Here is an 11,314-nt window from a genome sequence, read left to right on the forward strand (position 1 = left end):
CTTCACCGACGAGGAATGCTACAACTTCTTCAAGGCAGCAGGATACAAAACCGATTAAACGCGACACGCTCTAATAAAATCGCGAATAACTTCCACCATAGAAACTGAAGGTTTGCGCGAGATCAATGCCGAAGGTCGCCGCGCGAGCGTCTCGCCTGGGCTCCGCCCGTTCGGTCCTCGCAACGTCCACTGGACGTTGCGCCGCCGCTGGCGGGCCGGACCTCACTCTTTTCACGTCCAAATCCGTGCAACAGGGCAGCGTGATCCGGCGCAAGCGGCGGGATGTGGAGCGATTTGTGGGGATGGAGGTTTTTCTGTGCGAGGTGGAGCGCCGGGGCTTTCGCGTGGCGGAAAACGGCGGCCAATTGCTGATCTTCTGCAATCGCGCGCCTTTACGCTGGCTCACCGCGCCGCCCCCGATGTCTTTGAAAGACATCGGACCGAAATCTTTTGAAGATTTCGGCACCCGTCCCCCATAACGAAAAAAACATGCTAAGCTGATCGCAGACATCGAAAGGGTTTGCCATGAATGTCGTTCTGGGCCTGATCATTCTGGCCGTTAGCGTGTATGCCATTTACCGGGTCATCGCCTCGGGGGCGGGAACCGGGGCAAAGGTGCTGTGGATCCTGCTGATTGTGATCCTGCCGGTGATCGGCGTTGTCGCATGGGCCATCGCCGGGCCGCGGTGATCTGCGGTGATCCGCGCCGATTTGCGCCCTTGCCCCGGCGCGTGGATTTTGGAATAACCAACCCGCATCAAGGAGTTTGCCCATATGTCCGCGCGTATCTACAAACCTGCCCGCTCGACCACGCAATCCGGCACCGCTCGGAGCAAGCATTGGGTGCTGGAATTCGCGCCCGACAGCCGCCGCGAGGTCGATCCGTTGATGGGCTGGACCAGTTCCGGCGACACCCAAGCCCAAGTCAAGCTGAGCTTTGACAGCAAAGAGGCGGCGTTGGACTATGCCCGCGATCACGGAATCGAGGCCGTGGTGCTGGAACCGCACCGCCGCAAGCCCAACATCCGCCCCGGTGGCTATGGCGAAAACTTCGCCACCAATCGCCGCGCCACCTGGACGCACTGAATTCAGGCTGGCCCGATTGCCACGCGCGGGCGTTTGTGACAGGTTTTTGACAGGGATCAAGGCGGTCCGCAGGATAATGCGCTAGCGCTTCATACAACCAGTGTGAAGGACCAGCAGCATGAGTGCAAACACCACGACCAAGCCAGAAACCAAAGCCTCAAACACCGCCAAATCGGTTGCCGCCTGCGCCGCCGAGGCCGAAGATGCACCCGAAATCAAAGCCACGGACAAGTTGGCCGAATACCGCCAGACTTTCGAGCAGGGGGAATACCCCTATTCCGACAAGATGGGCCGCAGTGAATACGAGGCCCAAAAAGCCAAGTTGCAGGCCGAATTGCTGAAAGTGCAGCTTTGGGCGCAGGAGACCGGCGAAAAATTCGTGCTGATCTTCGAGGGCCGCGACGCCGCTGGCAAGGGCGGCACGATCAAGCGCTTTACCGAACACCTGAACCCGCGACAGGCCCGCGTGGTCGCGCTCAACAAACCCACATGGGAAGAAAAGGGCCAGTGGTTCTTTCAGCGCTATATCGAACATCTGCCCACCGTCGGCGAAATGGTGTTCTATGACCGCTCGTGGTATAACCGCGCCGGTGTGGAACGCGTGATGGGCTTTTGCGAGCCGTGGGAATATCTTGAATTCATGCGCCAGACCCCGGATCTGGAACAGATGCTGGTGCGGTCTGGCATCCGGCTGTATAAATACTGGTTCTCGGTCACGCAGGACGAACAGAAGCGCCGCTTTGAAAGCCGGGCCACTGACCCCTTAAAGCAATGGAAGCTAAGCCCGATCGACAAGCAAAGCCTTGGCAAATGGGACGACTACACCGAGGCGAAAGAGGCGATGTTCTTTTATACCGACACCGCCGATGCGCCGTGGACGGTTGTCAAATCCAATGACAAGAAACGCGCGCGCCTGAACTGCATGATGCATTTCCTGAACTCGCTGGATTATCCGGGCAAGGATCATTCGGTGGTCACCGGGCCTGATCCGCTGATCGTGGCGACGGCGCAGCATGTGTTGCACAATACCGATCATATCCTTGGCAAATCGCTACACCCGGAGGTGCGCAAGGCCTGATACGCGGCAGACCGCGCATCGTGTCATGGGCCGTCTTGCCGACAGGGCAGGGCGGCCTTAAACATGGCGCATGTCCCGCTGGATCGCCCTGTGCTGTATGTTTCTGGTCACGCCCGCGGCGTGGGCCCATCCGCATGTGTTCGTGGATGTCTCGCTGCGGTTTCTGTCCAATGACGAGGGGCTTTTGACCGGGGTCGAAGTCACTTGGAGCTATGATGAGTTCTTTTCGCTGCTGGTGCTGGAGGATCGTGGCCTTGATCCGGATGCCGACATGGTCCTGACCGAGGCCGAGCGCGCGGCGCTTCTGGGCTTTGATCTGGCCGATTGGCCTGACGGATTCGAAGGCGCCCTGTTTTTGTTCGAGGGCGGGCAGACGGTGACGCTTGATCCGCCCAAGGCGACCTATGCCGACCTGCAAGAGGGCCGGGTCGTGACCCGTCACACCCGTAGATTTGCCCCGGTTGCCGCAGATGGTCTGGTGGGGCGGCCTTATGATCCGGCTTATTATGCAGCCCTCACGTTGGATGAGGTCAGTGGCCTGTCCGATGCATGTGCCGTGGCGGTCGAACGGCCCGACACGGCCGCCGCCGATGCCATTGTTGCCAAGCTGGGCAACAGCGCTGATGAGGGGTTTTTTGACGAGGTGCAGGTGGGGATTCATTATGCTGATACGTTCGAGGTGACATGCGCGGCGTCCTCCTGATCGCAGCGCTTGGTGTTGTCGGGCTGGCCGCGTGGCTATGGGGCTTTGGCGGGGCGGGTGACGTGGCCCGCTGGGCCGCTGATGGTCAGCGCGAGGTTCAGCAAGGCATGGCGGGTTACCTTCGCCGCTTGCGGGCCGGGGAGTGGGCCGCACTCAGCGGGCTGTGGGGCCTGTGCTTTGCCTATGGGTTTTTTCATGCGGCGGGGCCGGGGCACGGCAAGCTGTTGATTGGCGGCTATGGTCTGGGGGCGCAAGTGCCGGTTTTGCGGCTGTCGGGGCTGGCGCTGGCGTCCAGTCTGGCGCAGGCGGGCACGGCGGTGGCGCTGGTCTATGCCGGTGTGTTCATGCTGGGCCTGACCCGGCAGGCGATGGTTGGCGTGGCCGATCAGATCATGGCCCCCGCCAGCTATGGCGCGATTGCGCTGGTCGGGCTGTGGCTGGTCTGGCGCGGGCTGCGCCGATGGCGGCGCTTGGGGCACAATATTTCTGCGCACGGCCACGGCCATTCTGCGGACGGCCTGTGCCCAAGCTGTGGGCATCGACATGCGCCCACGCCGGACGAGGCCGCGCATGTCCGGTCATGGCGCGAGGCGCTGGCACTGGTGGCGGCGGTCGCGATCCGGCCCTGCACCGGGGCGTTGTTCCTGCTGATCCTGACATGGCGCATGGGGCTGGATATGGCGGGGGTCGCCGGGGCGTTTATCATGGGGCTGGGCACCGCCAGCGTCACCGTGGCTGTGGCGATTGCATCGGTCACTTTGCGCGCTGGTCTTTTGGCACGTCTGGCGGGCGGGCAGGGCCGGCAGGCCCGCGCCTTGCCGGTGATCGAAATGGCGGCGGGTGCAGTGATTGCCGCGCTGTCGCTGCAATTACTGCGCGGCGCGTTGTAAGGCGGGCCCGCTCATCGCGCCGGACCCGGCGCGTCTCGCTTGGCTTGGCTCTTGCGCAACGACGCGCTGCCACCTAAGGCCAGACCATGACGCCCCGAATGACATATCGCCAACATGCGCGCGCGGTGCTGACGCTTGGCCTGCCGTTGATCGGCAGCCACGTGGCGCAGTTTGCCATCACCCTGACCGACGCGGTGATGCTGGGCTGGTACTCGGTCGAGGCGCTCGCCGCCGAGGTGCTGGGTGGCACGTTGTTTTTCGTGCTGTTTATCATGGGCTCGGGTTTTGCCTGGGCGGTGATGCCGATGGTGGCTGCGGCGCAGGCGGCGGATGATCAGACGCAAATTCGCCGGGTGACGCGGATGGGGGCCTGGGCCTCGTTGTTGTTCGGGCTGGCGACGCTGCCGCTGATGGTCGGGTCAAGGCCGGTGTTTCTGGCGCTTGGGCAGGATCCGGCAATCTCGGGCTTGGCGGGGCAATACCTGTCGATCATGGGCTGGGGCATCTTGCCGGCGCTTTGGGTGATGGTGCTGAAATCCTATCTGGCCGCGTTGGAGCGCACGCAGGTGGTGCTGTGGGTGACCGTGGCTGCGGTGGGCCTGAACATCATGGTCAACCATGCACTGATCTTTGGCAATTGGGGCGCGCCGGAACTGGGGGTGCGGGGGGCGGCCATTGCCTCGCTGACCGTAAACACCGCGTCTTTGGTGGCGCTGGCGATCTATGTGATGCGTGTGGCGCCCGACCATGCGCTGTTCCAACGGTTTTGGCGGCCCGACGCCGAAGCGCTGCGCGCCGTGTTTCGCCTTGGCTGGCCGATCGGGATTACCAATCTGGCCGAGGTGGGGCTGTTTGCGGCGTCGTCGATCATGATGGGCTGGCTGGGCACGGTGGCGCTGGCGGCGCATGGCATCGCGCTTCAGATCACATCGGTGGTGTTCATGGTGCATATGGGGCTAAGCAATGCAGCCACCGTGCGCGCGGGCCAAGCCCATGGCCGCGGCGACAGGCGGTCGTTGCGCGATGGCGCGGCGGTTGTGCTTGCGCTGTCGCTGGCCACCGCGGCCCTGACGATGGGGCTGTTTCACGCCGTGCCCGAGCCGATGATGGGGCTGTTTCTTGGGCCGGACGATCCGGATCGGCGGGCCGTGATCGCCATTGGCACCGGCCTGCTTGCGGCGGCGGCGCTGTTTCAACTGGTGGATGCCGGGCAGGTCATGGCGCTCGGCCTGCTGCGCGGCGTGCAGGATACACGCGTGCCGATGATCATGGCCGCGATCAGCTATTGGGGCATCGGCGTGCCCGCCAGCTATGTTTTGGGCTTTCCATTGGGGCTTGAGGGCGTGGGCATCTGGCTTGGCCTTGCCATAGGGCTGGCCGCTGCGGCTGTGGTCATGCTGGCGCGCTTTTGGGGCTGGTCGGCGCGCGATGTGACGGCGGGGTAAGGGGCGCTGCCCCTCTTGGCCTTTGGCCAATTCACCCCGGGATATTTGCCAACAGAAGAAGGCAGGCCACGCAGAAAAGGCGCGCCACGGGGGTGCGGCACGCCTGAGTTTTCTGTTGCCCGGTCTTAGATGGGCGTAGAGCGGTGTTATGTCTGCAAATAGGCCTTCATGCTGTCATCCAACGCGTCTTTCCACGGGGTATGGTGCGTGGGCGCCTTTTTGCCGGTCAGCGGCGAGACATAGCCGTGATCGCGGAAGGTCATGATGTTTTCCTTCTTGTGCTTTTTCCACTCGAAGAACGCCTGACAGGCGGCCTGAACATCGAAGCTGGGGTAATCCGTCTCGGCCACCAGCTCCTTGATGTAGTCGCCCTGATACTGGATGCAGTCAGGATCGGTTTCGTTTTTGTCTTCCTCCGCCTGACGCGCTTTCCAGTCCGCCTCCATCGTGGCGCGATCCGGCAGTTCGATTTTGTCCATGATCGCATCGCGCACCCACCATGCCTGCGCGTCGAACATGTTGAAGGTGAACCACTGATCCTGCATGCCCAGATAGAACATTTTCGGATTATGCACCCAAGCGACGCCTTTGTAGAGGTCGTCTGAGGCCAGACGGTTTGCCGTTTTCAGGCGCAGGTCATCGGGCAGGAAGGGGAAGTGATGGCGATAGCCGGTGCACAGGAGAATGGCATCGACATCGCGGGTTGTGCCATCCTTGAAATGGGCGGTCTTGCCCTCGACCTTGACCAATGCGGGCACTTCATCCCAGTTGTCGGGCCAGTCAAAGCCCATCGGCGCGCTGCGGTAGCACGACACGATGGATTTGCAGCCGTATTTCCAGCATTGTGAGCCGATATCCTCGGCGGAATAGCTGGCCCCCATGATCAGGATATCCTTGCCCTGAAACTCTCGCGCGTCGCGGAAATCATGCGCGTGCAGGATACGGCCATTGAATTTGTCAAAGCCGGGATATTCGGGCACGTTGGGAATGGAAAAGTGGCCCGTGGCGACGATCACGTGGTCGAACTCTTCGCTTGATTCACTGTCATTTGCCGTGTCTCGGGCGGTGACGGTGAACTTGCTGCTGGCCTCGTCGTACTTAACGTCGCGGATCAGGTGGTTGAAGCGAATCCAATCGCGCACACCGGCCTTTTTGACGCGGCCTTCGATATAGTCAAAGAGAACTTCGCGGGGCGGATAGCTGGCGATCTCTTTGCCGAAATGCTCATCAAAGCTGTAATCGGCAAATTCCAGACCTTCCTTGGGGCCGTTGGACCAAAGATAGCGGTACATGGAACAGTGCACCGGTTCACCGTCCTTGTCCAACCCGGTGCGCCATGTGTAGTTCCACAGGCCGCCCCAGTTGCTTTGCTTTTCGTAGCAAACGACCTCCGGAATTTCCTCTCCGTTGTCTTGGGCGGATTGGAAGGCCCGCAATTGTGCAAGCCCCGATGGGCCCGCCCCGATGATCGCTACGCGCTTGGCTGTCATGTCTGACTCCTTGTTGGTCTTTTAATTGGTCCTTTTGGTATGAACCAAATTCACGATATGGCGGCGCGTCTGTCAATGATTTTTCACCACAGGGATAATATTTCCCCATTAATAAAAATCTTGGTGCTTTGAATTTGGTCTGCGCAATGCTAGCCATTGGTATGCTGTCCTCCAGTTTTGCCCACCGCATGGCGGTGACATCCTTGTTTCCAAACGACCGGGTCGAGATGAGCGAGCCGGTCAAGATCGGGTTTCTCGCCCCGCTGAGCGGGCCTGTCAGCTCGTGGGGGTTGCCGGGGCTCAATGGGTGCCGCCTGTGGGAGGATTGGTTGAACCGGGCCGGGGGCATTCTGATCGGCGGGCGGCGCTATCCCGTGCGGATCATTCCCTTTGATTGCGAGTACGATCCGCAGCGCGCGGTCGAAGGGGCCCGGCATCTGGTGCACACCGAGCAGGTCAAGCTGTTGATGATGCTGGGCGGGGATACGCTGGCGCCGTTGCGGGGCTTTCTGACCGAAAACAAGGTGCTGACCTCGACCTTGCTGCCCAGTGATTTGTCGCCCGATACCCGCTATCTGATCGCCCCGTCCGAAGTGCACCCGATTTACAACGTAACCGGCGTTGACTGGCTGGCCCGGACCCATCCCGGCGAAACCCGCGTGGCGCTGTGCAGCCAGAAAGACGCGCTTGGGCTGCCGTCAATCGCCACCTATCGCGCCGCGTTCCAAGCGGCAAACCTGACTGTCGTCAAGGATGTCCAATACTCACCGGACACAACCGATGTGGCCGCAATCGTGCAGCCGATGCTGGATGCCAAACCCGATGTTCTGTGCTGGTGCACCAGCCATACGCCGATGGTGCATGCGATGACGGAATACGCGTATGAACAGGGTTTTACGGGGCGTATCCTGTCGTGCACGCTGGACAACTACCAAAGGTTGATTGCGCGCACATCGGTTGAGTTCATGGACGGCGCGGTGTTTCAGTTTCCCGATTTCGATGACCCGAAACTGGCACGCAAGGCGTTTTTCTTTAATCGGCCCAGCACGTTTTTCAAGGAATACAACGCCCGCTATCCCGGAAGCTGGAGTGCGGTCAGTTGGGAATATGTGGCCATTCTGGATATCTGGCATGCCGCTGTGGAAAAGGTATCATCGGTGCATCCGGTGTCGGTTCTGGCGACGATGAAGCAGATGGAGGCGGTCACCCATGCCTTCGGCCCGGCCCGCTGGTGGGGCGAGTCGTTCTTTGGCATCAATAACGCCCTGATCGGGGATTGGCCGGTTGTCACCTTGCAAAAGGGGCGGGCGCGCATTGTCGAGTTCGGCTCGATCCCGGACTGGTTGGACAAACACGAGGCGCTGTTGCGTGATCAGATGGAAAAGGTCGGCCAGCTATGGCAGCAACGGATTGAAACCGGCGCACGGCTCAGCGGTCTGCGGGCGCGTGACGTGACCGACTGACGCCACTTTAGCCGCTGTTAAGAAACAGTTTTTGTTCTTCCACAAGATGCAACTGTGTGATTTCCACGGCCGCTTCGACATCGCGGGTCGCGATGGCGTTGAACAATGAATTGAACCGCGTCTGGTAGTCTTGAATTCTGTCCGGTGTCAGATGTTTGCGCATCAAGGCGGTGCGGAAACTTTGCCGGCAGACTTCGATTGTCAGCTCGTAGCACGATTCAAGCAACGGGTTGCGCGTGGCCTTGGCGATGCTGCGATAAAACGCCTCTTCGCAGCGGGTAAATTCGTTCAGATCGGTGCGGATGGTTTCGATCCGCGCAACAATGCGGGCCAGCATGTCCAATTCTTTCGGCGTCATGTTCATCACCGCCAGCCGAACCATTTCGGGTTCGATGATCGACCGGACAATCAGGTGATCAAGCGGGCTGGTGCGCTCCCCGACCGAGCCGGGCACAGGCGCTTCGGGGCTTTCGGATTGGTAGATGACAAAACTACCGCTGCCTTGGCGGCGGCGGACCATTTTCTGTTGCTCCAGAACCTCTAACGCCTCGCGCAGGGTGTTGCGCGACACGCCCAGTTCGACGGCTAGCGCGCGCTCACTGGGCAGGCGGGAATCGGTGGGATAATCGCCGGAATGAATGCGCGCGGTCAGGGTGTCGACGACAACGCGCACGGTTTCGCTTACCGATTGGCCTATGGAAATGTTCGTATGTGCTGAAGGGTTCATCGCCGGACCGTTCTTGGAAATGCATTTGGCTAAAGTATAGGCATTTTTGATGCCAGTGTAAGGGACAGGCGACCGCCCTATGGTTGAATATAAAAAAACCCCGGCCGGAACCGGGGTTTTCTAGCGTCGTAATCCGATCAGCTGCGCGGGGCGCTGTCGGCATGGGTCAGCACGTCAGGCTCCAAACCCCAGATTTTCGGGTCCAGACCGTCGATCTGATCGTCTTCGCTGACGCGCATACCGATCGTATTCTCTAGAATGGCCGACAGGATGATCGCGGTGACAACGCCCGCGCCAACACATGTGGCGATCCCGGCCAACTGCATGACCAGCGAAATCTCACCATGTTGGAAGGCATAAGCGCCTTCTTCGATCCCAAGGTATCCGCCGCGCGGCGTGCCGGCCTTGAAAATCCCAAGGACCAGTAGCCCGAAGATGCCCGACCCAAGGAACAGCGGGAACAGCTTGTGTTCGTCGATCCCGCGCTTGAGCGTGAACTCATACACCGCATAGGCGGCCAGCGGTGCGGCCAACCCGACGATAAAGGCCTGCCACGGCAGATAGACGTCAAAGCCCGACGCCCCGGCCACATAGCCGCCAAGCGGGCCGAGTAGAGCGTAGGCGTAGTTGCCAGACTTGTAGGCCAGCAACAGTCCGGTGATCGCGCCACCGGCCCAGACCAGCGCATAGTTGTTGATCGCAACACCAACGCTGGTGTCGGCCATGGTCACGCTGACCGCCAAGGCTTCGGGGTCAAAGAAGAACAGGCAGGACAGGATGACCATCGGCAGACCGGCGAAGATCAGCAAAAGGCCCGGAGCGGCAAGACCGATGCTGGGCGCCAGATAGGCCGAAACGCGGGGGTGCGGCTCCATCATGCCGGGACGCGCGCCAAGGCGCAGATTGAACACCAAGGCCATGCCGGTGGGGAACAAATACACAAAGCCCACGCCAAAGAAGTCATGAAAGCCCGCATTGGTCAGCGGCCCGACCGAGCCCCAAGTGGCCCAGCTCAGGAGTGAGGACGCAACGGCAGCCACCACACAGGTGATGTAAAACGCCGAGGCTGTCATCCGCTCGGACACGGCGAAATGCAGCAAGATGTTGACGATGCCTGCAAACACGGCAAGGAAGAACACGAAGATCTGGAAGGTGTTCAACCCCGGAAAGATAGCCGGATCAACATGTTGCGCCAATGAATTGGTCATCGCGCCGCCAATCCACCAGTCCTTGATCGAATCCATCATCGTGGCGTCGACCATAATGTAATATTGCGCCGCCCACAGGCCAAAGCCGATGACGTAATAGGTGGCAAAGCCAAGGAAAAACCCCAGCGTCTTTTCGATGGTTGAGTTGAAAAGGTTCCGCCGCCGTGCCGTTCCGGCGTCGATCAACAAAAGGCCCACCACCACAAGGATGGCGCCCACTGTCCCAGAGGCATAAAGCAGGTTCTGCACCAAAGAGTTTAAGGTGACTTGTTCCGCGTAAAACGCGCTTTCTTCGGGTGTCATGTTTCGTTCCCTGTTTGGATGTCGGTTTGTTGCGGCGCACGCGTCGCCGTTTGTTTTTGTCGCAGCGCTGTCATCGCTGCTGTGTTGTGCGACGTTGGTCCAAAACCAATTCGAACCTTCGAATGGTCCCAGCCGATCGCAGCCCGATGATGGTTGAAAATTGGTACTTTTCAAATAAAAGATTTACCGGTGTGAAACTTTTTTTCGAAAACTACTGAAAATTCAATACGCGTTTCCTGTCCGGTGACCTAAAATAAATTGTTATAATTCATATACTTAAATTATCATATGCTATAAATTCAATCAGGTTGACGACCCCGGCCAAGACCTCTCCAAAATTGGATCATATTGGCTTTGGTCTGGAAATACTTTGGAATTTCATTTGACCTTTAAGAATAAAATTTGATTTATAGGAATAAATCGGGTCGAGCACGTGACGAATGGAGACAGTCAGATGGCATTGGACGAGCGTCAGGGCGTATGGAAGTCAGGCAAGGGCAAGGGCCGTCATACGCCGAAGGGCCGCCAGTTGGAGGACCATGCGTGGGACGATGTGCGCGGGCTGTTGGGCGATGGGCCGCGGCGGCGCGATTTGCTGATTGAATATCTGCACTTGGTTCAGGACAAATTCGGCCATCTGTCGGCGGCGCATCTGCGGGCGTTGGCCGAAGAATTGCGCATTTCACAGGCCGAAGTTTACGAAGTCGCAACCTTTTACGCGCATTTTGATGTGGTCAAAGAGGGCGAGACACCGCCACCGGCGCTGACCATCCGGGTGTGCGATTCGCTGTCATGCGAGCTGGCGGGCGCGCAGCAGTTGAAATCCGCGCTGGAGGAGGGGCTGGACCCGGCGCAGGTGCGCGTTCTGCGCGCGCCGTGCATGGGCCGCTGCGACACCGCCCCGGTGTTGGAGCTGGGCCA

12 protein-coding genes are annotated in these 11,314 nt (G+C 59.9%); 9 read left to right on the forward strand and 3 right to left on the reverse strand.

Annotated features, from left to right (window positions below; all coding sequences use genetic code 11):
- The first annotated feature begins 125 nt into the window (after positions 1-125).
- The 7 genes from HAT86_RS16070 to HAT86_RS16100 all read left to right on the forward strand — a co-directional run bounded on the left by HAT86_RS16070 (position 126) and on the right by HAT86_RS16100 (position 5,202).
- Positions 126-479, forward strand: coding sequence for a hypothetical protein (locus tag HAT86_RS16070; RefSeq protein WP_331272574.1), 354 nt, complete (start codon positions 126-128; stop codon positions 477-479).
- Between the two features lie 46 nt (positions 480-525).
- Positions 526-690 (forward strand): PLDc N-terminal domain-containing protein, encoded by a 165-nt coding sequence (locus tag HAT86_RS16075; RefSeq protein WP_167200238.1) that lies wholly within the window; start codon positions 526-528, stop codon positions 688-690.
- Between the two features lie 84 nt (positions 691-774).
- Positions 775-1,086, forward strand: coding sequence for an ETC complex I subunit (locus HAT86_RS16080; RefSeq protein ID WP_167200240.1), 312 nt, complete (start codon positions 775-777; stop codon positions 1,084-1,086).
- A 118-nt stretch (positions 1,087-1,204) separates the two neighbouring features.
- Positions 1,205-2,164 carry a polyphosphate kinase 2 gene (gene ppk2, locus HAT86_RS16085; RefSeq protein WP_167200243.1) on the forward strand — a complete coding sequence of 320 codons (960 nt, stop codon included), beginning with the start codon at positions 1,205-1,207 and terminating at the stop codon, positions 2,162-2,164.
- Between the two features lie 70 nt (positions 2,165-2,234).
- A complete protein-coding gene (locus tag HAT86_RS16090; RefSeq protein WP_167200247.1) occupies positions 2,235-2,867 on the forward strand; it encodes a DUF1007 family protein in 633 nt (210 codons plus the stop codon).
- The gene (locus HAT86_RS16095) at positions 2,849-3,757 is read left to right on the forward strand and encodes a nickel/cobalt transporter (RefSeq protein ID WP_167200250.1); all 909 of its coding nucleotides are present in this window, start codon (positions 2,849-2,851) and stop codon (positions 3,755-3,757) included. The genes HAT86_RS16090 and HAT86_RS16095 overlap by 19 nt, the downstream gene beginning before the upstream one ends.
- Before the next feature lie 86 nt (positions 3,758-3,843).
- Positions 3,844-5,202 carry an MATE family efflux transporter gene (locus HAT86_RS16100; RefSeq protein WP_167200253.1) on the forward strand — a complete coding sequence of 453 codons (1,359 nt, stop codon included), beginning with the start codon at positions 3,844-3,846 and terminating at the stop codon, positions 5,200-5,202.
- A 146-nt stretch (positions 5,203-5,348) separates the two neighbouring features.
- On the opposite strand, the gene HAT86_RS16105 is transcribed toward HAT86_RS16100, so the two are convergent.
- The gene (locus HAT86_RS16105) at positions 5,349-6,692 is read right to left on the reverse strand and encodes an NAD(P)-binding domain-containing protein (protein ID WP_167200256.1); all 1,344 of its coding nucleotides are present in this window, start codon (positions 6,690-6,692) and stop codon (positions 5,349-5,351) included.
- A 161-nt stretch (positions 6,693-6,853) separates the two neighbouring features.
- On the opposite strand from HAT86_RS16105, the gene HAT86_RS16110 reads away from it, so the two are divergent.
- Entirely contained in the window at positions 6,854-8,155 is a 1,302-nt protein-coding gene (locus HAT86_RS16110) for an ABC transporter substrate-binding protein (protein WP_167200267.1), read from the forward strand.
- Between the two features lie 7 nt (positions 8,156-8,162).
- Here the strand turns inward: HAT86_RS16110 and HAT86_RS16115 are convergent, their stop codons facing one another.
- Entirely contained in the window at positions 8,163-8,882 is a 720-nt protein-coding gene (locus HAT86_RS16115) for a FadR/GntR family transcriptional regulator (RefSeq protein ID WP_167200259.1), read from the reverse strand.
- Between the two features lie 137 nt (positions 8,883-9,019).
- Positions 9,020-10,393, reverse strand: a complete 1,374-nt coding sequence (locus HAT86_RS16120) for an ammonium transporter (RefSeq protein WP_167200261.1) — start codon at positions 10,391-10,393, stop codon at positions 9,020-9,022.
- 454 nt (positions 10,394-10,847) lie between these two features.
- On the opposite strand from HAT86_RS16120, the gene HAT86_RS16125 reads away from it, so the two are divergent.
- Positions 10,848-11,314 (forward strand): NADH-quinone oxidoreductase subunit NuoE family protein (locus HAT86_RS16125; RefSeq protein ID WP_196780641.1); only part of this gene is annotated, 467 nt, incomplete at its 3' end.

Source organism: Roseovarius gahaiensis, assembly GCF_011601345.1.
In the GTDB taxonomy this organism is placed as follows: domain Bacteria; phylum Pseudomonadota; class Alphaproteobacteria; order Rhodobacterales; family Rhodobacteraceae; genus Roseovarius; species Roseovarius gahaiensis.

What these genes read in the sequence shown, in the direction of transcription:
- HAT86_RS16095 (WP_167200250.1), top strand. Translation starts at nt 2,849, where the DNA reads ATGCGCGGCGTCCTCCTGATCGCAGCGCTTGGTGTTGTCGGGCTGGCC.
- HAT86_RS16115 (WP_167200259.1), bottom strand. Translation starts at nt 8,882, where the DNA reads ATGAACCCTTCAGCACATACGAACATTTCCATAGGCCAATCGGTAAGC.
- HAT86_RS16090 (WP_167200247.1), top strand. Translation starts at nt 2,235, where the DNA reads ATGTCCCGCTGGATCGCCCTGTGCTGTATGTTTCTGGTCACGCCCGCG.
- HAT86_RS16070 (WP_331272574.1), top strand. Translation starts at nt 126, where the DNA reads ATGCCGAAGGTCGCCGCGCGAGCGTCTCGCCTGGGCTCCGCCCGTTCG.
- ppk2 (WP_167200243.1), top strand. Translation starts at nt 1,205, where the DNA reads ATGAGTGCAAACACCACGACCAAGCCAGAAACCAAAGCCTCAAACACC.
- HAT86_RS16105 (WP_167200256.1), bottom strand. Translation starts at nt 6,692, where the DNA reads ATGACAGCCAAGCGCGTAGCGATCATCGGGGCGGGCCCATCGGGGCTT.
- HAT86_RS16100 (WP_167200253.1), top strand. Translation starts at nt 3,844, where the DNA reads ATGACGCCCCGAATGACATATCGCCAACATGCGCGCGCGGTGCTGACG.
- HAT86_RS16110 (WP_167200267.1), top strand. Translation starts at nt 6,854, where the DNA reads ATGCTGTCCTCCAGTTTTGCCCACCGCATGGCGGTGACATCCTTGTTT.
- HAT86_RS16120 (WP_167200261.1), bottom strand. Translation starts at nt 10,393, where the DNA reads ATGACACCCGAAGAAAGCGCGTTTTACGCGGAACAAGTCACCTTAAAC.
- HAT86_RS16075 (WP_167200238.1), top strand. Translation starts at nt 526, where the DNA reads ATGAATGTCGTTCTGGGCCTGATCATTCTGGCCGTTAGCGTGTATGCC.
- HAT86_RS16080 (WP_167200240.1), top strand. Translation starts at nt 775, where the DNA reads ATGTCCGCGCGTATCTACAAACCTGCCCGCTCGACCACGCAATCCGGC.